This window comes from Streptomyces sp. NPDC006458 (genome assembly GCF_040612135.1).
Classification (GTDB): Bacteria; Actinomycetota; Actinomycetes; order Streptomycetales; family Streptomycetaceae; genus Streptomyces.
This window is the reverse complement of sequence record NZ_JBEXPR010000013.1, coordinates 124,721-144,462: the sequence shown is the minus strand read 5'-3', so window position 1 is coordinate 144,462 and position 19,742 is coordinate 124,721. Positions and strand designations below refer to the sequence as shown.

Here is a 19,742-nt window from a genome sequence, read left to right as displayed (position 1 = left end):
CTACTCCCTACCGAGGGGTCTCAGTTCGTACTTCGGGTTGAACAGCACCCGGCGGCCCCGGCTCATCGAGATCCGGCCGGACGCGATCAGTCTGCGTCCCGGTTCGATCCCGTTGATGGAACGCCGGCCCAGCCACACCACGTCCAGGGCGGCGGAGCCGTCGAACAGCTCGGCCTCCAGGGCGGGCACGCCCGCGCGCGGACGGAGGGTGACCGTGCGCAAGGTACCAGTAACGGTGACGACCTCGCGGTCGTGACAGTCGCCGATGCGGGTGCAGCCCGCGGTCTCGGCGTCCTCTCGCAGCTCCTCGGACTCCAGGTCCTCCTGCGACGAGGAGAGCCGGTCGAGCATGCGCCGGAACCGGCCCACCGGCTTGTCGGATCGAGGAACAGCACTCATGTCTGAAGGGTACCGGGGGTGACCGACAGGCCAGTAGCCCTGCCCGGCGGGAGATCCCTCACCAACCCCGTCACTTCTCGAGAACCCCACTTCTGGAAACCCTCACATCTCGAACCGGTACCCCATCCCCGGCTCGGTGATGAAGTGCTTCGGATGCGACGGGTCCGCCTCCAGCTTCCGGCGGAGCTGGGCCATGTACACGCGCAGATAGTTCGTCTCCGTGCCGTACGAGGGCCCCCACACCTCCTGGAGGAGCTGTTTCTGCCCGACCAGGCGGCCGGCGTTGCGCACCAGCACCTCCAGCAGATGCCACTCCGTGGGGGTGAGCCGGACGTCCTTGCCGTCGCGGGTGACCTTCTTCGCTGCCAGGTCGACGGTGAAGGACGCGGTCTCCACGAGGACGTCCTCCGCGCCGACCCCGGTCGGCTCGGCCCGGCGCACCGCGGCGCGCAGCCGGGCAAGCAGCTCGTCCATGCCGAACGGCTTGGTGACGTAGTCGTCGGCGCCCGCGTCCAGCGCCTCGACCTTCTCGTCGGAGGTATGGCGGGCGGACAGCACGATGATCGGCACGCGGGTCCAGCCGCGCAGCCCGCGGATGACCTCGACGCCGTCCATGTCGGGCAGGCCCAGGTCGAGGACGACGACGTCCGGGTGGCGGTCGGCGGCCAGCCGCAGCGCGCCGGCGCCGTCGTGGGCGGCGTCGACCTCGTACTTGCGCGCCTTGAGGTTGATCACGAGGGCGCGCACGATCTGCGGCTCGTCGTCGATCACCAGCACCCGGGTCATGAAGCCCGCCTTTCGGGTCGTACGGGGGAGGGCCGTGCCCCGCTCGCAGGTGTCGCGGCCGGGACGGTGAGCACCATGGTCAGGCCGCCGCCCGGGGTGTCCTCGGCGCTCAGGGTGCCGGCCATGGCCTCGGCGAAGCCGCGGGCGACGGCGAGACCGAGCCCGACACCGGCGCCGCGCGGGGCGTCGCCGTAGCGCTGGAAGGGCGCGAAGATGCGCTCCTTGGCCTCGTCGGGAACGCCGGGTCCGCGGTCCACGATCCGCACCTCGACGCGGTCGGCGAGGGCACTGGCCGACACCAGCACCGGCGTGCCGTGCGGGCTGTACTTGACGGCGTTCTCGACGAGGTTGGCCACGGCCCGCTCCAGCAGTCCCGCGTCCACGGCGACCATGGGCAGGGTCTCGGGGACGTCCAGCTCGACGCTGCCCTCCGGGACGCCGCCGAGGGCCATCGGCACGACCTCGTCGAGGTCGATCTCGCGGACGATGGGCGTGACGGTGCCGGTCTGGAGGCGGCTCATGTCGAGGAGGTTGCCCACGAGGTGGTCGAGCCGGTCGGCGCCCTCCTCGATCCCCGCGAGCAGCTCGGCCCGGTCCTCCTCGGACCACTCCACGTCGTCCGAGCGCAGCGACGACACAGAGGCCTTGATGCTCGCGAGGGGGGTGCGCAGGTCGTGGCTGACGGCGGCGAGGAGCGCGGTGCGGATGCGGTTGCCCTCGGCGAGGGCGCGGGCCTGGTCGGCCTCCTCCTTCAGGCGCCTGCGGTCCAGCACCACGGCGGCCTGCGCGGCGAACGCGGCCAACACGCGGCGGTCCTCGGCGGGCAGCACCCGGCCGGTCAGGGCGAGGGCGAGGTGGTCGCCGACCGGGACGTCGACGTCGGCGTCCTCGGGGCGCTCCATGACCGGCCCGTGGCCGGCCCGGCCGACGACGGACCACGGCTCGACGTCGCTGTCCCGCTCCAGCAATGCCGCGGAGTCCATGCCGAAGGTCTCCCGGACCCGCTCCAGCAGCTCCTCCAGCGAGGTCTCGCCGCGCAGCACGTTGCCCGCGAGGAAGGACAGGATCTCCGACTCGGCCCGCAGCCGGGCCGCCTGATGGGTCCTGCGCGCCGCCAGGTCGACCACGGAGGCCACCGACAGCCCGACCCCTATGAAGATCGCGATGGCGACGATGTTCTTCGGGTCGGCGATGGTGAACCGGTGCAGCGGCGGTGTGTAGAAGTAGTTCAGCAGCAGTGAGCCGAAGGCCGCCGAGGCCAGCGCCGGGAACAGTCCGCCGAGCAGGGCCGCCGCCACGACGATGGAGAGGAACAGCAGCATGTCGTTGGCGAGGCCGAGGTCGACGGTGTTCAGCAGCACCGCCGCCACGACCGGGCCGAGCAGCCCGACGAGCCAGCCCCAGATGATCCGTGCCCGCCCGAGCCGGGCGCCCCTGGCCACCGGAAGTCCCCGTCCCTTGGCGACCTGCCCGTGCGTGACGATGTGCACGTCGAGGTCGGGCCCCGACTCCCGGGCGACGGTGGCGCCGACGCCGGGTCCGAAGACGTACTGCCAGCTCTTGCGGCGTGAGGAGCCGAGGACGATCTGGGTGGCGTTGACGCCGCGCGCGAAGTCCAGCAGGGCGGCGGGTATGTCGTCGCCGACCACGTGGTGGAAGGTGCCGCCCAGGTCCTCCACCAGGGTCCGCTGGACGGCCAGCTCCTTGGGCGAGGCCGCGGTCAGACCGTCGCTGCGTGAGATGTAGACCGCGAGCACCTCACCGCCCGCGCCCTTCTCCGCGAGTCGTGCCGCGCGCCGGATCAGTGTCCGCCCCTCCGGGCCGCCCGTCAGACCGGCCACGATCCGCTCGCGCGAGCCCCAGATCCGGGAGACCTTGTGCTCGCTGCGGTACTCGGTGAGGTACTCGTCCACCCGGTCCGCCACCCACAGCAGCGCCAGCTCGCGCAGCGCGGTCAGATTGCCGGGGCGGAAGTAGTTCGACAGCGCCGCGTCGACCTTGTCCGGCCGGTAGATGTTGCCGTGCGCCATACGGCGCCGCAGCGCCTGCGGCGACATGTCGACCAGCTCGATCTGGTCGGCACGCCGGACCACCTCGTCGGGAACCGTCTCCTGCTGCCGTACGCCCGTGATGGACTCCACGACATCGCCGAGCGACTCCAGGTGCTGGATGTTGACGGTGGAGACCACATCGATGCCCGCGGCGAGCAGCTCCGCCACGTCCTGCCAGCGCTTGGTGTTGCGCGAGCCCGGCACGTTCGTGTGCGCCAGCTCGTCCACCAGGGCGACCTGGGGGCGGCGGGCCAGGACGGCGTCCACGTCCATCTCCGTGAAGTCGCCGCCCCGGTACGCCAGCTCCCTGCGCGGGATCTGCTCCAGGCCGTGCAGCATCACCTCGGTGCGCGGCCGCGCGTGGTGCTCGACGTAGCCGACCACGCAGTCGGTGCCACGCTCGATGCGCCGATGCGCCTCGGAGAGCATGGCGTACGTCTTGCCGACGCCCGGTGCCGCACCGAGATAGATCCGAAGCCGCCCGCGTCCCATGGCCCTCATTGTCTTCTCTTCACCGCTGTTCACGCAGTGTCGACAGTACGGCCGGAGATCTCGGCAAAAGGGACGTGCGGCGGGGTGCGGGGCGTCTTTGACGCAACCCTGACGGTGCGGACGGCGCGCGCCGGACATCACCGGCCGGGGCGGGCGCCGGGTGCGGGCGGCGGCCCGCAGCCCCTCGGGCTCAGCTCTCGCGGAGTTCCCCGTCGCCGAGCTCCAGCACCCGGTCGGCCAGGTCCAGCAGGGTCGTGTCGTGGGTGGCGACGAGGGCGGCGACGTTCTCGCTCAGCACGACGGCCCGCAGCAGCTCCATCACGGCGTGCCCGGTCTCCGCGTCGAGCTGTGCGGTGGGTTCGTCGGCGATCAGCAGGGCGGGGCTGTTGGCGAGGGCGCGGGCGATGGCCACGCGCTGCTGCTGGCCGCCGGACAGCTCGCCGGGCCGCTGGTCGGCGTGGTCGGCGAGGCCGACGAGGGCGAGGAGCAGCTCAACCCGTTCCTCGCGCTCGCGGACCTCGGCCCGGCGCAGCCGCAGGGGGACGCCGACGTTCTCGGCGGCGGTGAGGATGGGGATGAGCCCGAAGGACTGGAAGACGAAGCCGATGCGGTCCCGGCGCAGTTCGAGCAGGCCCTGCTCGCCGAGGCCGGACAGTTCGCGCCCGTCGACGGTGAGGCTGCCCCGGTCGGGTGCGTCGAGCCCGCCGACGATGTTCAGCAGGGTGGTCTTGCCTGATCCGGAGCGGCCCTTGAGGGCGACGAGTTCGCCGGGGCACAGCTCGAAGGAGACGCCCCGCAGGGCGTGTACGGCGGCGGCGCCGGTTCCGTACGTCTTGTGGACGTCCTGGACGCGCACCATGGTCTCGGTGACCACCTGGCTCATGTTCCGCCTCCCCCGTGGGCCGGGCGCCAGTATCGCGGGCGGCGCCCGGCCGATCAACGGTTCAGTTCGGGTTGTCCCCGTGGGTGAGGGTCTCCCAGGCCACGAAGAGGTTGTTGCTGCCGGCCGGGCGGTTGCGCCGGGTGAGGGCCTCGGTGTTGGTCATGGCGAGCTGGATGGCCTTCCGGGCGTGGCGGGCGTCCTTGGTGATGTACCAGGCGAGGGCGTTGGTGTACGCGGCGATCGCGTCCTCGCGCTCGTCCGTGCAGCCGTAGTCGGGGTTGGAGTACGAGCCGCATTCGCGCGGGCTTTCGGGGTGCGGTTCGGGTCGGCGTACCTGCTCGCCATCATCTGGTCGTAGGCGCCCTTCCAGGGCTGGGCGCCGGCCAGTACCTGGCCGCGGGCGAAGTCCAGCTGGCCCCGGGAGACGGTGACTCCGGGGTGGGCGAAGGTGGTGGGGGTCGCCGTCGCGGGCTGCTGCGCGAGGGCACCGCTGAGCAGGAGGGCGGTGGCGAGGGCGAGGAGGGGGGTACGACGCACGACAGCTCCGTTCTCATATGCGAACGATGGCCGCTCTCATGCATCAAACGTTGACCGGTGACCGTAGGTCCAGACCAATCGCGCGTCAAGGGTCCGCACACGCCGAAGGGCCGCACCCCTGGTCGGGGGTGCGGCCCTTCGGGACCTCGTGACTCAGCGGACCTCGGTGATCTCCGGGCCGCGCTGGAGCTGGCCCATGCCACCGGAGAAGCGCGAGCCCTCCTCCTGCTGGACGCCCTCGGGCACCATCTGCGCGTCGTTCGGCAGCTTCAGGACGATCGGGTCGCGGGGCGCCATCGGGCCCTCGCCGCGGACCACGACCGTGTCGCGGAAGATCTGCTCCAGGAGCCCGGCGGCCTGCGGCTGGACCGCGCCCTGGCCGGAGATCACACCGCGCAGGAACCAGCGCGGGCCGTCCACGCCCACGAACCGCACGACCTGGAAGCCGCCCGTGCCGTCCGGCAGCTGCACCGGCACCTGCGCCCGCAGCTCCCAGCCGAGGGGACCCTCGACCTCGTCGACGATGCCGCCCTGCTGGGTGATGCCGGTGGCGATCTCCTCGCGCACCTCGCCCCAGATGCCCTCGCGCTTGGGCGCCGCGAAGGCCTGCAGCTGTACCGCGCTGTCGCGCAGCACGACCGTGGCCGCGACGATGGCGTCACCCGCGACCTCGACGCGCAACTCCATGCCGTCGACCCCGGGGACGAAGATCCCGCCCAGATCCACGCGGCCCTCGCCGGGCTCGCGCACCTCGCTGCTGTCCCACGGCCCGTCGGGGCGCGGCTCCGGTTCGAGCCTCACGCGTCGGCGACCGGCGCCGCCCGCGTCCTCGTCCGCCTCACTGTCGACGCTGTCGACGACCTGCTCGGCCTCGCCGGCCGCGCCCTCGGCGGCATCCTTCTTCTTGCGACGTCCGAACACGTCACTGTCCTTCCCGGTCGGATACGACCGAAGCGTATCGATTCCCACCCGTCGTGCCGCCGTCGGCGGCCTGACCTCTTGTCGTGGTTGCGCCGCTCCCGCCGCCCACGGCGGCATGGCCACCGGTGGACCCGAAGCCCCCCTCGGCCCGCGCCGAGTCGGGAAGCTCCGCCACCTGACGGAAGCGGACCCTGTCGACCTGCTGGACAACCAGTTGGGCAATCCGGTCGAAGCGCTCGAACCGCACGGACTCGCGCGGGTCGAGATTCACCACGATCACCTTGATCTCCCCACGGTACCCGGCATCAACCGTCCCCGGGGCATTCACGAGGGCGACACCGCAGCGGGCGGCCAGCCCCGAGCGCGGGTGCACGAAGGCCGCGTACCCCTCCGGGAGCGCGACCGCCACCCCGGTGGGAAGCACCGCCCGCTCCCCGGGCTTCAGCTCGTACGCCTCGGTGGTCCGCAGATCCGCCCCCGCGTCGCCGGGGTGCTCATACACCGGAAGCGGTACGTCCGGATCGACGCGCCGGATGAGCACGTCCAACGGCTCACGGCTCACGGGTTCACCTCGAAGGCGCGGGCCCGCCGGACCTGGTCCGGGTCGCTCATGGCCAACTTGATCTCCTCCGGGCGCCCGTTGTCGATGAAGTGGTCGACCTTCACCTCGATGAACAGGGCGTCGGCACGGACCGCGACGGGCCCGTCGGGGCCGCCGATCCGGCCGGTGGCCGTGGAGTAGATCTTCCGCCCGGCCACCGCGGTGACCTCGGCCTCCAGATGCAGTGTGGTGCCCACCGGCACCGGCCGCCGGAAGTCCGTCTCCAGCCGCCCGGTCACCGCGATCGTGCGCAGCAGCCAGTTCAGCGAGCCCAGCGTCTCGTCCAGCGCCGTGGCGAGGACACCGCCGTGCGCGAGCCCCGGAGCGCCCTGATGGGCGGGCTGCACGGTGAACTCGGCCGTGATGCTGACGCCGTCACCGGCCCGCGCCTCCAGGTGCAGGCCGTGCGACTGTCCGCCGCCGCAGCCGAAACACAGGTCGTAGTGGGCGCCGAGGAGCTCCCCCGGAGCGGGGGCGTCGGGGTGCCGGACCGGCTTCACGGCGTCGGCCGGCGGCTGAAGACTTGCGGAAGTACCACTCACAGGCGCAGACCTTACCCGCGCGTCGGTGATACCAGGACACCGTGCCAAGCTTGGCCCCATGCAGCTCTCCACCACCCCCTACGAAGAACGCCTGACGGCCCCCCGCTCGTGGTGGCTGGTGTGCTTCCTGGCCGGCGTCTCGATGGCCCTGATCCTGCTGCCGTTCGGCACCCTGCTGATGCTGGGCGGTCTGGCCGGCGGCACCGCCGCCTCGGCGGTCGTGGCCAGTTCCTACGGCTCCGTGCGCATCCGCGTCGTGAACGGCTCGCTGATCGCGGGCGAGGCGAAGATCCCGGTGACGGCGCTGGGCGAGGCGGAGATCCTGGACGCCGAGGAGGCGCGCGCTTGGCGCACGTACAAGGCCGACACCCGTGCCTTCCTGCTGCTGCGCGCCTACATCCCCACGGCCCTCAAGGTCGAGGTCACCGACCCGGCCGACCCGACGCCGTACCTGTACCTGTCCACGCGGGAGCCGGAGCGGCTCGCGGAGGCCATCCGGGCCGCGCGCACGACGGCCGCGTAACGCCCCTGAAGGGCCCGCCGGGGGCCTCGCGGCCCCCTAGTGGCCGCCGAGCTCCTTGGTGATGTCGCCGACCTCCAGCGGCCGCTGTGGCTGCTCCAGGGGCGGCAGCTCGGGCAGGGCGTCCCAGGGCACCTGGATCCTGCGCAGGTCCGCCCGGATCCGGGCGGCGAGTTTCTTGGTGTCACGGCGGTTCATGACCGCTCCCACGGCGGCACCCACCATGAACGGCATCAGGTTCGGCAGGTCGCGCACCACGCGCTTCATGATCTGCTGGCGCAGCTCGCGCTTCATCTGGCCGCCGAGGGCGGAGTTGATCGACGTCGGCTTCATGACGTCGATGCCCCGCTCGCCCGACCACGAGCGCAGATACGCGGTGCTGCGCTCCATGAGCGTGCCGGACGGCCGTACGCCGTACACCTCGTGGAGTTCGGCGATGAGCTTGAGCTCGATCGCCGCGACGCCGGTGATCTCCGCGGCCAGCTCCGCCGGCATCGCGGGCGGCACGGGCAGCATGGCCGCCGCGCCGACTCCCGCGCCGACCGTCGCTGACGCGGTCGCCGCGCCCGCCACGAGCTTGTCGGCGATCTGCTCGGGCCCGAGGCCCGGGAACTGCCGACGCAGCGCGGCCAGGTCGCGCACAGGAATTCTGGGCGCGATGTCGATGATCCGGTCGGCGATGTAGCCGAGCCCGGCCCGGGCCCGGTCGCCGCCCCTGCGGGCGCCTTCCCTGGCCAGGTCCATGGCCCGGTCGCGGATCACCGCGGCCCGCCGACGGGCCACGGGCGCGGGAGCCGACGGACGGCCGGGGTCTCCGGCCGGTCCGAGCGAGGCCGATCCCGGGGTGAACTGCACCGGAAGAACCGTTCCCGTGGGAGGTGGTTCCGGGGCAGCCGTGCCCGTGGGATCCGGTTCCTCGGGAACCGGTCCCGTCATGGATGAGCCCCGCTCGTCGTCATGCGCGCCGTACGGGCCGTCGTGCGGCCCCAGGTCCGTCCTCCCGAGGGAGAAGCGGCGCTTCCGAGGCGGGGTCGAGCCAGTCACGCCCGACCCTTCCTCAGTCGCAGTCGCGGCAGATCGGCTGGCCGTTCTTCTCGCGGGCCAGCTGGCTGCGGTGGTGGACCAGGAAGCAGCTCATGCAGGTGAACTCGTCCTGCTGCTTCGGAAGCACCCGGACAGCCAACTCCTCATTGGAGAGGTCTGCGCCGGGCAGTTCCAGGCCCTCGGCGGCCTCGAACTCGTCTACGTCGACGGACGACGCGGACTTGTCGTTCCGCCGAGCCTTCAGCTCTTCCAGGCTGTCCGAGTCGACGTCGTCGTCGGTCTTGCGTGGGGTGTCGTAGTCGGTTGCCATGTCGCTCTCCCCCTCCGGGTGTCTGCGGTGTCTCCAGCGCACGTAACGCGTGAGAGGCCGGACTTGTGCCCGACCTGAGGCGGAGATTTTGCCTCACATCAAGGTCTGTTACTCAATCGACACCCAACCGGACTCCTCACGAGTGATCGGTTTGGGTGGCGATCGGGACCGTACACGGCCCCATCTCTGCACTTCAAAGGCGCCTCCCCGTGTACTTCCCGTGATCAAGACCCTGGAAAACACGGATTTTCCCGACTTTCCGACGGCTCACATGATCACGGAGAGTAGATGGCCGGAAATTCGCCCTTGTGATCGATCACACACCTGAAACCTCGCCGAGTGCCCGGAAAATTCCGCGCAAAGCGAACATCCTCGCGTGTGTCGGCGACATGATCTCAGACAGGGAAGGTGACTCGCATCACGAGCCCTCCTCCTTCCCTCGGCTGGGCCGCGATGTGCCCGCCGTGCGCCCGTGCCACGGACCTCACGATGGACAGACCCAGCCCGACCCCCTTGTCGCTGCCGGTGCGCTCGGTACGCAGCCGGCGGAACGGCTCGAAGAGGTTGTCGACCTCGTACGCCGGGACGACCGGCCCCGTGTTCGACACCACCAGCACCGCCTGGCCGTGCTGCGCCTCGGTGGTGACCTCGACCCATCCTCCCTCGGCGATGTTGTAGCGCACCGCGTTCTGGACGAGGTTCAGGGCGATCCGCTCCAGCAGCACGCCGTTGCCCTGGACCACCGCGGGCTCGCGTGTGCCGCGGATCTCCACGCCCTTGGCGTCCGCCTCGGCGTGCACCTGGTCGACGGCCTGCGAGGCGACCTCGGCGAGGTCGACCGGCTTGCGCTCCACGATCTGGTTGTCGCTGCGGGCGAGCAGCAGCAGACCCTCCACGAGCAGCTCGCTGCGCTCGTTGGTGGCCAGCAGCGTCTTGCCGAGCTGCTGGAGCTCCACCGGCGCGTTCGGGTCCGACAGATGCACCTCCAGCAGCGTGCGGTTGATCGCCAGCGGGGTGCGCAGTTCGTGCGAGGCGTTGCCGACGAAGCGCTGCTGCGCCGTGAAGGCCCGCTGGAGGCGCTCCAGCATGTCGTCGAAGGTGTCGGCCAGTTCCTTCAGCTCGTCGTCCGGGCCGTCCAGCTCGATACGGCGGGACAGGTCCGAACCGGCCACCTGGCGGGCGGTGCGGGTGATCCGGCCCAGCGGCGACAGCACCCGGCCCGCCATCGCGTAACCGAACGCGAAGGCGATCACGGCGAGCCCGAGGAGGGCCAGCAGCGAGCGGCTGAGCAGGTTGTCCAGGGCGACCCGGCGCTGGTGGTCGGTGCACTCGCTGATCGCCTCGTTGAAGGCGCTCAGCGGGAGGTTGTCGGTGTTGATCGCGGGACAGCTGTCACTGGTGACCTCGATGGCCTTGCCGCCGACGATCTTGAACAGCGGCTCGTTGCCCGAGTTCAGGGCCTGGGCCGCCAGAAGGTAGATGATCGACAGGAGCATGATCCCGGCGATCAGGAACATCCCGCCGTACAGCAGCGTGAGCCGTATCCGGATGGTCGGGCGAAGCCAGGGGAAGGGGGCTTCCTGCCGTCGGGGGTCCCAGGTGGGTTTCGGGGGCGCCTGAGGCGGCGCGGGGGTCGCGGCCACGGGGGATCAGATCCGGTAGCCGGAACCGGGAACGGTGACGATGACGGGCGGCTCGCCCAGCTTGCGGCGCAGCGTCATCACGGTCACCCGGACCACGTTGGTGAACGGATCGGTGTTCTCGTCCCACGCCTTCTCCAGCAGTTGCTCGGCGGAGACCACCGCGCCCTCGCTGCGCATGAGCACCTCCAGGACGGCGAACTCCTTCGGCGCGAGCTGGACCTCCTTGCCGTCGCGGAAGACCTCGCGGCGGTTGGGGTCGAGCTTGATGCCTGCCCGCTCCAGGACGGGCGGCAGCGGCACGCTGGTGCGCCGCCCGAGGGCGCGCACGCGCGCGATCAGCTCGCTGAAGGCGAAGGGCTTGGGGAGGTAGTCGTCGGCGCCGATCTCCAGGCCCTCGACGCGGTCGCTGACGTCGCCGGACGCGGTGAGCATCAGCACGCGCGTGGGCATCCCGAGCTCGACGATCTTGCGGCAGACGTCGTCGCCGTGGACCAGGGGCAGGTCGCGGTCGAGGACGACCACGTCGTAGTCGTTGACGCCGATGCGCTCCAGGGCCGCCGCGCCGTCGTACACGACGTCGACGGCCATGGCCTCCCGGCGCAGTCCGGTGGCCACCGCATCGGCGAGCAGCTGCTCGTCCTCGACGACGAGTACGCGCACGTCGCTGTCCTTCCTGTGTCCACCCGCGTAGCGGAGCGCGCGCGGGCAGGGGCTGGGTGGGTGTGTTGGCGTCCATCCTGCCCTTTTCGGCCATAAGTCGGGGGTAAGGCGAGGTGAGCGGGAGATGGCGGGGGCTGGGACGGCGGTCGGCCGGGCCGGGAATGCCAGATTTTCTCGGGCTGTTGAGGTTTCCGCGGAAGGGAGCCAGGGGAGGACGGTTTACACCCCGCGATCACACTCTGCTTGTACCGCAGCACCATGCGGTACGTCGTGTTCCGCTTGCCGCAGAGCGGGCGTGGAGGTCCTGGCACCGTAGCCGCCCGGCACGGTACGTCCGGGCAGCCACGGGAGAGGTGATCGCCCCTTCCCATCCGGCACACCCCCGTGCCATCGACCCACGACCCAGGACGAGGGGGCGCAGCATGGACGCATTCACCGCAGGACTTCTGCAGCGCATAAAGGCGACCGAGTCCGACCTGACGCGGGCCCGGAACGACGGCGACGACTTCCTCGTCGAGGTGGAGCAGGGCGAGCTCGACGACCTGCGCCGTCTCGCGGCCGAACACGGTGTGGAAGTCGGCGCGTACCGCGTCTGACGGGCTCATCCGTACGGCAGCAGGCCCCCGGTGAATCCAGCACCGGGGGCCTGCTGCCGTGTCGGGGCCGGACGCCCTTTCTTTGGGGACCCCGCGGCTGTGCCGGGGGCCGGACGTCCGTCCAGGGGCCCTCAGGCCCGCCCTGGGGGCCTGTCGTCCCTCCGGAGCCTCGGCGGGACGTCCTCAGTCGTGCCAGGCGCCGAACTCCTCCAGAAGGCGCTGGAGGGGCTCGAAGACGCCCGGGGTGCCGGCGACCGTGAGAGCGCGCGAGGGGCGCTCCGAGGGGCGTCCACCGGTCAGCGCGCCCGCCTCCCGCGCGATCAGGTCACCGGCGGCGTAGTCCCAGGCGTTCAGGCCGCGCTCGTAGTAGCCGTCGAGGCGGCCGGCGGCCACGTCGCACAGGTCGACCGCGGCCGAACCCCCGCGCCGGATGTCGCGCAGCAGCGGGATCAGCCGGTGGGCGACCTCGGCCTGGTGGGCGCGGACCTCGGAGACGTAGTTGAAGCCGGTGGACACGAGGGCCTGGTCCAGCGGCGGGGCCGGGCGGCAGGCGAGAGCGCGCTCGCCCTCCCAGGCCCCGGTGGCCCAGGCGCCGCGCCCGAGCACCGCGCTGTGGGTCTCGCCGCGCATCGGGATCGCGACCACGCCGACCACGGTCTCGCCGTCCTGCTCGGCGGCGATGGACACGGCCCAGGTGGGCAGGCCGTAGAGGTAGTTGACCGTGCCGTCGAGGGGGTCGATCACCCAGCGGACGCCCGAACTGCCGTCGCTGGAGGCGCCCTCCTCGCCGAGGAAGCCGTCCTGCGGGCGGTGCTCGGAGAGGTAGCCGGTGATCAGCTTCTCCGCCGCGATGTCCATCTCGGTGACGACGTCGATGGGGCTCGACTTGGTGGCGGCCACCGCGAGGTCGGCGGGACGGCCGTCGCGCAGCAGGGCTCCCGCGCGGCGGGCGGCCTCCTGGGCGAGCCGGAGCAGTTCCGTATGCAGGGGGTCGGTCACGTCGCTCCTCAGGCGAAGGGGCTGTCGGCGCCCGCGGCGGCCGGGCGGGCGGCCCGGGCCGGGCAGCAGCCGACGGGACAGAGGTGGTGGCTCGCGCCCAGCGTGCCCAGCGCGCAGGGCGCGACCTCCTGGCCGCGCTCGACTGCGGCGCGCTCCAGGACCAGCTCGCGGACTGCGGCCGCGAAGCGCGGGTCGGCGCCGACGGTGGCCGAGCGGCGCACGGGCAGGCCGAGCTCGGCGGCCTTGGCGGTGGCCTCGGTGTCGAGGTCGTACAGGACCTCCATGTGGTCGGAGACGAAGCCGATGGGGGCCATGACGACGGCCGGCACCCCGGCCGCGTGCCGCTCCTGGAGGTGGTCGCAGATGTCCGGCTCCAGCCAGGGGATGTGCGGGGCGCCGGAGCGGGACTGGTACACCAGCTTCCAGGGGTGCTCGGCGCCGGTGCGCTCGCGGACCGCGTCCGCGATCAGCCGGGCCACGTCCAGGTGCTGCGCCACGTACGCGCCGCCGTCGCCGTGGTCCTCGACGGGGCCGGAGCTGTCCGCCGCGGAGTCGGGGATCGAGTGGGTGGTGAACGCGATGTGGGCGCCCGCGCGCACGTCTTCGGGCAGGTCGGCCAGGGACGCGAGGACGCCCTCGGTCATCGGCTCGACGAAGCCGGGGTGGTTGAAGTAGTGCCGCAGCTTGTCGATCCGGGGCACCTGCACGCCCTCGTCCCGGAGCGTCGCCAGCGCGTCGGCGAGGTTCTCCCGGTACTGGCGGCAGCCGGAGTACGAGGCGTAGGCACTGGTGGCCAGGACGAGGACGCGGCGCCGCCCGTCGGCGGCCATCTCGCGCAGGGTGTCGGTCAGATACGGCGCCCAGTTGCGGTTGCCCCAGTACACCGGCAGGTCCAGGCCGTGCCCGGCGAAGTCCTTGCGTAGGGCGTCCAGCAGGGCGCGGTTCTGGTCGTTGATGGGGCTGACCCCGCCGAAGAGGAAGTAGTGCTGCCCGACTTCCTTGAGGCGTTCCTCGGGGATGCCCCGTCCCCGCGTCACGTTCCGCAGGAACGGGACCACGTCGTCCGGGCCCTCGGGGCCGCCGAAGGAGAGCAGGAGCAGGGCGTCGTAGGGGCTGGCATCGAGCGCGTCTGGCATGCCTCGATCCTGCCATCAGCCACTGACAGCCGGGAAACGGCCACCCTGCCGAGGGGGTGCGTTAGGGTTACCTAACTCGTAAGCTGTGTGGATTTACTTCGCGCCTTACTGAGCCGCCGCCCCGCGCCCCGTCCGTGTCCCGGACGCGGCGTCCCGTTCCCTCGGAGTGCCCTGTGCCAAGCCCCTATCTCGCCCTGTTCGCCGCTCCCGGCACCAAGGCCTTCTCCACGGCGGGCTTCCTCGGTCGCATGCCGCTGTCGATGATGGGCATCGGCGTGGTGACCATGGTGTCGCAGCTGACCGGCCGCTACGGCCTGGCCGGCGCGCTGTCGGCGACCATCGCGCTGTCCGCGGCGGTGAACGGGCCCCAGGTCTCCCGTCTGGTCGACCTGTACGGGCAGCGCCGGGTGCTGCGTCCGGCGACGCTGGTGTCACTCGCCGCGGCGGCGGTGCTGCTGCCGGCCGCGCACTACGGGTGGCCGGACTGGGTGCTGTTCGTGTCCTGCGTGGGCATCGGCTGCGTGCCGAGTGTCGGCGCGATGATCCGGGCCCGCTGGGCCGCCCTGTACCGGGGCACTCCGCAACTGCACACCGCGTACTCCTTCGAGTCCGTGGTGGACGAGGTCTGCTTCATCTTCGGGCCGATCATCTCCATCGGCCTGTCCACCGTCTGGTTCCCCGAGGCCGGACCGCTGCTCGCCGGGTGCTTCCTGGCGGCCGGCGTCTTCTGGCTGACCGCGCAGCGCGCCACCGAGCCCGCGCCGCACCCGCGGGAGCACCACGGCGGCGGCACCGCCCTGCGCGCCCCCGGGCTCCAGGTACTGGTCGGCACCTTCGTGGCCACCGGCACGATCTTCGGCGCGGTCGACGTGGTCACCGTGGCCTTCGCCGAGGAGCAGGGCCACAAGGCCGCGGCGAGCGTCGTGCTCGCGCTGTACGCGGCGGGCTCCTGTGCCGCGGGGGTGGTGTTCGGGCTGCTGCACTTCAAGGGGGCGCCCGAACGTCGCTGGCTGCTGGGCGTATGTGCGATGGCCGTGAGTATGATCCCCCTCCTACTGGTCGGGAACTTGCCGTTTCTGGCCGTGGCGCTGTTCGTTGCCGGTCTGGCCATCGCTCCCACGATGATCACCACCATGTCCCTCATCGAGCAGCACGTACCTCGCGCACGGCTGACCGAGGGCATGACCTGGGTGAGCACCGGGCTCGCGGTCGGGATCGCGCTGGGCTCCTCGGCCGCGGGCTGGGTGATCGACGCCTCGGGCGCGCGTGACGGGTACGTGGTTCCGGCGGCCGCCGGGGCCGTCGCGGTCGCGGTGGGTTTCCTTGGCTACCGCCGGCTCGGCAGGCCGGCTCCGGGTCGGGGAGGCACCGTTGAGCAGCACAACGATCGGGAAGAACGGCACGTGGCGTAACTGGGGTGGCAACGTCAGCGCCCGTCCCGCGCGGGAGGCCACGCCCGCCTCCGTGGAGGAACTCGCCGCCGTGGTGCGCTCGGCGGCGCAGGACGGGCTGACCGTCAAGCCCATAGGCAGCGGCCACTCCTTCACGTCCGTCGCGGCCACCGACGGTGTGTTGATCCGCCCTCAACTGTTGACGGGCATCCGCACCCTCGACCGGGACTCCATGACGGTCACGGTCGAGGCGGGCACCCCGCTCAAGAGACTCAACATGGCTCTCGCGCGCGAGGGACTGTCGCTCACCAACATGGGCGACATCATGGAGCAGACCGTCTCCGGCGCCACGAGCACCGGCACCCACGGCACCGGCCGGGAGTCGGCCTCCATCGCCGCGCAGATCAGGGGCCTGGAGCTGGTCCTGGCCGACGGCTCGGTGCTCACCTGTTCCGAGAAGGAGAACCCGGACGTCTTCGCCGCCGCCCGGATCGGCCTGGGTGCCCTCGGCATCGTCACCGCGATCACCTTCGCCGTGGAGCCGGTCTTCCTGCTCACCGCGCGCGAGGAGCCGATGCCGCTGGACCGCGTGCTCTCCGAGTTCGACCGGCTGTGGGCCGAGAACGAGCACTTCGAGTTCTACTGGTTCCCGCACACCGGGAACACCAACACCAAGCGCAACAACCGCAGCGCGGGCCCGGAACAGCCGGTGAGCCGGCTGGCGGGGTGGTTCGAGGACGAGTTCCTGTCCAACGGCGTCTTCCAGGCCGCCCAGTGGGCGGGCCGGGCGGCACCCGGCGCGATCCCCTCCATCGCCAGGATCGCCAGCACCGCGCTGTCCGCCCGCGGCTACACCGACATCCCCTACAAGGTCTTCACCTCGCCCCGCCGCGTGCGGTTCGTGGAGATGGAGTACGCCGTCCCGCGCGAGGCGCTGGTCGACACCCTGCGCGAACTCAAGGGCATGGTGGACCGCTCCCGACTGCGCATCAGCTTCCCCGTCGAGGTGCGCACCGCCCCCGCCGACGACATCGCCCTGTCCACCGCGTCGGGCCGGGACAGCGCGTACATCGCCGTCCACATGTTCCGGGGCACGCCCTACCAGGCGTACTTCACCGCCGCCGAGCGCATCTTCACCGCCCACGAGGGGCGGCCGCACTGGGGCAAGGTGCACACACGCGACGCGGAGTACTTCGCGGGTGTCTACCCGCGCTTCGGGGAGTTCACGGCCCTGCGGGACCGGCTGGATCCGCAACGACTGTTCCAGAACGACTACTTGCGGCGGATTCTGGGAGCGTGACGGAGGCGGCGGGGCGGGCGCGTCGGGCGGCCGACGCCGAACTCACCCGGACCGCCCGGCGCTTGACTCTCCCCGTGCCGCACACTCGCCGGGAGTGTCACGGATCCTCTTCCCCGCACGCTGGAAGAAATGCCGGAAGCCCCTCACAACTCGCCGTTCTTGTCAGGCCTTTCACGCATTCCGGAATTCCGCGCGCTTTCCGGCATTCGGTCGACAGACCGTACGAGAGGGGGAGGCGCGGACGAAACAGTTCGTTCCGTTTCTGTCGATTGCGTGAAGTACGCCACGCTCAAGATCGGGAAACCGGCTCAAGGCGCCCCGCAGTCGCGTTCCGGGGGAAGTTGAGCGGCGTGCACATCACCGCACATGGCTCGAATGGAGTACTGTTGCGAGCCCTGGGTCCAGCCTCCCGCCAGGGCGTCCACGACCTCAAGGACCGCCGGGAGGGGGCTTGTTGCACAGGGTGACGGAGTTGGTCACTTAGCGTTGCGAATAGGTAACCGTGCCATAACGGCGGTCCAGGGCTCTTGCCCGACACGCCGGGCAACTCGGCAAGGTTGTGGCAGGCTGCACCCGGGCAGGTCACACTCGACTAGCGGAAGCAGCGACGCACGTGACGTCGGCAGGCACCACCCGGGAGGTCCCCATGCCCGAACTGCGTGTCGTGGCCGTCTCCAATGACGGCACACGGCTGGTGCTCAAGGCTGCCGACTCAACGGAGTACACCCTTCCGATCGACGAGCGGCTGCGCGCCGCCGTGCGCGGCGACCGTCCCCGCCTCGGCCAGATCGAGATCGAGGTGGAGAGTCATCTCCGCCCGCGCGACATCCAGGCGCGGATACGCGCCGGCGCGACCGCGGAAGAGGTCGCCCAGATGGCCGGCATCCCCGTCGATCGCGTACGGCGTTTCGAGGGTCCCGTGCTGGCCGAACGCGCCTTCATGGCCGAGCGTGCCCGTAAGACACCCGTACGACGCCCCGGCGAGAACTCCGGCCCGCTGCTGGGCGAGGCCGTCCAGGAGCGACTGCTGCTGCGCGGCGCCGAGAAGGACACCGTGCAGTGGGACTCCTGGCGCCGCGACGACGGCACGTGGGAGGTCCTGCTGGTCTACCGCGTCGCCGGGGAGCCGCACTCCGCGAGCTGGACGTACGACCCGCCCCGGCGGCTCGTCCAGGCCGTCGACTCCGAGGCGCGCTCGCTGATCGGCGAGTCCGACGACCTCGGTGCGCCGGAGCCCAGCTTTCCGTTCGTACCGCGGATCGCCCGGCTGCCGCGCGACCGCCCGCTGGACCGTACCGCCGACCGCGAGCGGCCGAGTCCGCCCGCGCCGGAGCCCGTGGAGGAGACCACGAGCGAGCGGGACTCGCTGACCAGCCTGCTGGAGGCGGTGCCGAGCTTCCGGGGCGACCTGGTGGTGCCGGAGCGGCCCGCCGCGGAGCCTGCGGAGGAGCCCGTCGACGAGCCGGTGGCGGAGGAGCCCCCGGCTCCCGCCGCCTCGGCCGGTTCGGCCTACGCGGACGTCCTCATGCCGCGCTCCGTCGGCAGCCATCGCGACCGTCTCGTCGGCGCCACCGACCGCCAGGCCGAGGCCGACGGCGTCCGGCCCGGCCGTCGCGCGGCCGTCCCCAGCTGGGACGAGATCGTCTTCGGCACGCGCCGCAAGAAGCAGGAGTAGCGCTCCGCCGAGTGACAGGACCCGGGCCCGTGTCGACACGGGTCGATGCCGTGCGCGGGCGTCGGGTGCCGTGTGCTGCCGCTCTGCCGGCCGCTGCTGCCCGCCGCGCGCGGCCGCCGGGAGTGAACCCTGCCGTCGAACTGCCGACCGCGGCCCGGCGCCGGCGCGGGCCCGCGACAGGCCCGGCCGGACTGCCGCAACGACGGCGCCGATTCGGGAGAGCCGCGCCCAACGGCCGTTCGGCCGAAGGCGTTTGCCTCGGCGGCCGCGACAGCGAGGGCGCGTCACTCGTCGGCGCGGCGGACGCGTCCCGCTCGCGTCGAAGCTCCCGCCGCGGCCGCCGCCCGCGTCACTGCGGGGCCGGGCCCACCGCCACCGGCCGGGACGGGTCGGAGGACCACTCCGACCACGAACCGACGTACAGCGCCGCCGGGATGCCCGCGACCGCGAGCGCGAGGACCTCGTGGGCCCCGGAGACGCCGGAACCGCAGTAGACGCCGACCTGGGTGCCGTCCACGGCGCCGAGGCCCGTGAAGCGCTCCCGCAGGGCCTCCGAGGGCAGGAAGCGGCCGTCCTCGGCCACGTTGTCGTTGGTGGGGGCGGACACTGCGCCGGGGATGTGGCCGCCGACGGGGTCGATCGGCTCGACCTCACCCCGGTAGCGCTCACCCGCGCGAGCGTCGAACAGCACACCGGAACGGGCCAGTTCCGCGGCCGCGTCGGCGTCGAGCAGCCCGAGGGCGCCCGGGTTCGGCTGGAAATCGCCCTCGTCGGGCGTCGGCAGCGCGGTCGACAGCGAGCCGTCCCAGGCCGGCAACCCGCCGTCCAGGACCCGCACGTCCGGGTGACCGGTCCACCCCAGCAGCCACCAGGCCCGCGCCGCCGCCCAGCCCTGCCCACCGTCGTACACGACCACCGGTCGCGCGGCGGAGACACCGGCGCGGCGCATCGCGGCGCCGAATTCGGTCACATCCGGCAGCGGGTGCCGGCCGTTCTTGCCCGGCTCGGAGGCCAACTCCCTGTCCAGGTCGACGAAGACCGCGCCGGGGATGTGCCCGGCGGCGTACTCCGCACGGCCGTCGAACGGCGGTTCGCCCGCCGCCTTGGCGACGCTGAGCTGCCAGCGGACGTCGAGTACCACGGGCGGGTTCTCGCCGGTCAGTTCGCTCGCGAGTTCGGATGTGGAGATGATGGCGTTCATGGCCCCCATCCTTGCGCACGGGGTGGCCGCAACGTCCGGGTCCGGCTACTCTGCC

19 protein-coding genes and 1 pseudogene are annotated in these 19,742 nt (G+C 71.8%); 5 read left to right on the top strand and 15 right to left on the bottom strand.

All coding sequences use genetic code 11. The features are described 5' to 3' along the window. From ABZZ79_RS19505 to ABZZ79_RS19470, 8 genes and pseudogenes are all read right to left on the bottom strand, one after another. Entirely contained in the window at positions 1 to 399 is a 399-nt protein-coding gene (locus ABZZ79_RS19505; protein WP_356690295.1) for an OB-fold nucleic acid binding domain-containing protein, read from the bottom strand. 102 nt (positions 400 to 501) lie between these two features. Next, positions 502 to 1,185 (bottom strand): response regulator, encoded by a 684-nt coding sequence (locus ABZZ79_RS19500; protein ID WP_356690293.1) that lies wholly within the window; start codon positions 1,183 to 1,185, stop codon positions 502 to 504. Further along, complete coding sequence (locus ABZZ79_RS19495; RefSeq protein WP_356690291.1) at positions 1,182 to 3,728, bottom strand: sensor histidine kinase KdpD; 2,547 nt, start codon at positions 3,726 to 3,728, stop codon at positions 1,182 to 1,184. Before ABZZ79_RS19495 ends, ABZZ79_RS19500 begins: the two co-directional genes overlap by 4 nt. Before the next feature lie 190 nt (positions 3,729 to 3,918). Then, complete coding sequence (locus ABZZ79_RS19490; protein ID WP_356690289.1) at positions 3,919 to 4,611, bottom strand: ABC transporter ATP-binding protein; 693 nt, start codon at positions 4,609 to 4,611, stop codon at positions 3,919 to 3,921. Positions 4,612 to 4,777: 166 nt separating this feature from the next. Beyond that, positions 4,778 to 5,148, bottom strand: a pseudogene (locus tag ABZZ79_RS19485) (hypothetical protein); the annotation flags it as partial. Between the two features lie 153 nt (positions 5,149 to 5,301). Beyond that, positions 5,302 to 6,069, bottom strand: a complete 768-nt coding sequence (locus ABZZ79_RS19480) for a DUF3710 domain-containing protein (RefSeq protein ID WP_356690287.1) — start codon at positions 6,067 to 6,069, stop codon at positions 5,302 to 5,304. Between the two features lies 1 nt (position 6,070). After that, on the bottom strand, positions 6,071 to 6,631 hold the full coding sequence (dut, locus tag ABZZ79_RS19475) for a dUTP diphosphatase (RefSeq protein WP_356690285.1): 561 nt from the start codon (positions 6,629 to 6,631) through the stop codon (positions 6,071 to 6,073). Next, the gene (locus ABZZ79_RS19470; RefSeq protein WP_356690283.1) at positions 6,628 to 7,212 is read right to left on the bottom strand and encodes a PaaI family thioesterase; all 585 of its coding nucleotides are present in this window, start codon (positions 7,210 to 7,212) and stop codon (positions 6,628 to 6,630) included. The genes dut and ABZZ79_RS19470 overlap by 4 nt, the downstream gene beginning before the upstream one ends. Positions 7,213 to 7,270: 58 nt before the next feature. On the opposite strand from ABZZ79_RS19470, the gene ABZZ79_RS19465 reads away from it, so the two are divergent. Further along, positions 7,271 to 7,735, top strand: coding sequence for a DUF3093 domain-containing protein (locus ABZZ79_RS19465; protein WP_356690281.1), 465 nt, complete (start codon positions 7,271 to 7,273; stop codon positions 7,733 to 7,735). 36 nt (positions 7,736 to 7,771) lie between these two features. Here the strand turns inward: ABZZ79_RS19465 and ABZZ79_RS19460 are convergent, their stop codons facing one another. The 4 genes from ABZZ79_RS19460 to ABZZ79_RS19445 all read right to left on the bottom strand — a co-directional run bounded on the left by ABZZ79_RS19460 (position 7,772) and on the right by ABZZ79_RS19445 (position 11,389). Continuing rightward, the gene (locus ABZZ79_RS19460; RefSeq protein ID WP_356690279.1) at positions 7,772 to 8,776 is read right to left on the bottom strand and encodes a hypothetical protein; all 1,005 of its coding nucleotides are present in this window, start codon (positions 8,774 to 8,776) and stop codon (positions 7,772 to 7,774) included. Positions 8,777 to 8,789: 13 nt separating this feature from the next. Beyond that, entirely contained in the window at positions 8,790 to 9,086 is a 297-nt protein-coding gene (locus ABZZ79_RS19455) for a DUF4193 domain-containing protein (RefSeq protein WP_043504706.1), read from the bottom strand. A 395-nt stretch (positions 9,087 to 9,481) separates the two neighbouring features. Next, on the bottom strand, positions 9,482 to 10,729 hold the full coding sequence (locus ABZZ79_RS19450; protein WP_356690276.1) for a HAMP domain-containing sensor histidine kinase: 1,248 nt from the start codon (positions 10,727 to 10,729) through the stop codon (positions 9,482 to 9,484). A gap of 6 nt (positions 10,730 to 10,735) precedes the next feature. Continuing rightward, the gene (locus tag ABZZ79_RS19445; protein WP_003993508.1) at positions 10,736 to 11,389 is read right to left on the bottom strand and encodes a response regulator transcription factor; all 654 of its coding nucleotides are present in this window, start codon (positions 11,387 to 11,389) and stop codon (positions 10,736 to 10,738) included. Positions 11,390 to 11,811: 422 nt separating this feature from the next. On the opposite strand from ABZZ79_RS19445, the gene ABZZ79_RS19440 reads away from it, so the two are divergent. Beyond that, positions 11,812 to 11,985, top strand: coding sequence for a hypothetical protein (locus ABZZ79_RS19440; RefSeq protein WP_356690274.1), 174 nt, complete (start codon positions 11,812 to 11,814; stop codon positions 11,983 to 11,985). A 183-nt stretch (positions 11,986 to 12,168) separates the two neighbouring features. Here ABZZ79_RS19440 and ABZZ79_RS19435 read toward each other — a convergent pair whose 3' ends face one another. Next, positions 12,169 to 12,984 carry an inositol monophosphatase family protein gene (locus ABZZ79_RS19435; RefSeq protein WP_356690272.1) on the bottom strand — a complete coding sequence of 272 codons (816 nt, stop codon included), beginning with the start codon at positions 12,982 to 12,984 and terminating at the stop codon, positions 12,169 to 12,171. A gap of 8 nt (positions 12,985 to 12,992) precedes the next feature. After that, positions 12,993 to 14,120 (bottom strand): ferrochelatase, encoded by a 1,128-nt coding sequence (locus ABZZ79_RS19430; protein ID WP_356690270.1) that lies wholly within the window; start codon positions 14,118 to 14,120, stop codon positions 12,993 to 12,995. A gap of 173 nt (positions 14,121 to 14,293) precedes the next feature. Here ABZZ79_RS19430 and ABZZ79_RS19425 point away from each other — a divergent pair, with 173 nt between their 5' ends. The 3 genes from ABZZ79_RS19425 to sepH all read left to right on the top strand — a co-directional run bounded on the left by ABZZ79_RS19425 (position 14,294) and on the right by sepH (position 18,486). Next, positions 14,294 to 15,532, top strand: coding sequence for an MFS transporter (locus tag ABZZ79_RS19425; protein ID WP_356690268.1), 1,239 nt, complete (start codon positions 14,294 to 14,296; stop codon positions 15,530 to 15,532). Beyond that, positions 15,492 to 16,811: a D-arabinono-1,4-lactone oxidase gene (locus ABZZ79_RS19420; protein ID WP_356690266.1), complete on the top strand. Its 1,320-nt coding sequence runs from the start codon at positions 15,492 to 15,494 to the stop codon at positions 16,809 to 16,811. The genes ABZZ79_RS19425 and ABZZ79_RS19420 overlap by 41 nt, the downstream gene beginning before the upstream one ends. 646 nt (positions 16,812 to 17,457) lie before the next feature. Beyond that, positions 17,458 to 18,486 (top strand): septation protein SepH, encoded by a 1,029-nt coding sequence (sepH, locus tag ABZZ79_RS19415; protein WP_356690264.1) that lies wholly within the window; start codon positions 17,458 to 17,460, stop codon positions 18,484 to 18,486. Positions 18,487 to 18,835: 349 nt separating this feature from the next. Here sepH and ABZZ79_RS19410 read toward each other — a convergent pair whose 3' ends face one another. Next, positions 18,836 to 19,687, bottom strand: a complete 852-nt coding sequence (locus ABZZ79_RS19410; protein WP_356690262.1) for a sulfurtransferase — start codon at positions 19,685 to 19,687, stop codon at positions 18,836 to 18,838. Between the last annotated feature and the right edge of the window lie 55 nt (positions 19,688 to 19,742).

Coding starts and splice junctions, on each gene's coding strand:
- ABZZ79_RS19505 (WP_356690295.1), bottom strand. CDS start 399: ATGAGTGCTGTTCCTCGATCCGACAAGCCGGTGGGCCGGTTCCGGCGC.
- ABZZ79_RS19500 (WP_356690293.1), bottom strand. CDS start 1,185: ATGACCCGGGTGCTGGTGATCGACGACGAGCCGCAGATCGTGCGCGCC.
- ABZZ79_RS19495 (WP_356690291.1), bottom strand. CDS start 3,728: ATGGGACGCGGGCGGCTTCGGATCTATCTCGGTGCGGCACCGGGCGTC.
- ABZZ79_RS19490 (WP_356690289.1), bottom strand. CDS start 4,611: ATGAGCCAGGTGGTCACCGAGACCATGGTGCGCGTCCAGGACGTCCAC.
- ABZZ79_RS19465 (WP_356690281.1), top strand. CDS start 7,271: ATGCAGCTCTCCACCACCCCCTACGAAGAACGCCTGACGGCCCCCCGC.
- ABZZ79_RS19455 (WP_043504706.1), bottom strand. CDS start 9,086: ATGGCAACCGACTACGACACCCCACGCAAGACCGACGACGACGTCGAC.
- ABZZ79_RS19440 (WP_356690274.1), top strand. CDS start 11,812: ATGGACGCATTCACCGCAGGACTTCTGCAGCGCATAAAGGCGACCGAG.
- ABZZ79_RS19430 (WP_356690270.1), bottom strand. CDS start 14,120: ATGCCAGACGCGCTCGATGCCAGCCCCTACGACGCCCTGCTCCTGCTC.
- sepH (WP_356690264.1), top strand. CDS start 17,458: ATGCCCGAACTGCGTGTCGTGGCCGTCTCCAATGACGGCACACGGCTG.
- ABZZ79_RS19410 (WP_356690262.1), bottom strand. CDS start 19,687: ATGAACGCCATCATCTCCACATCCGAACTCGCGAGCGAACTGACCGGC.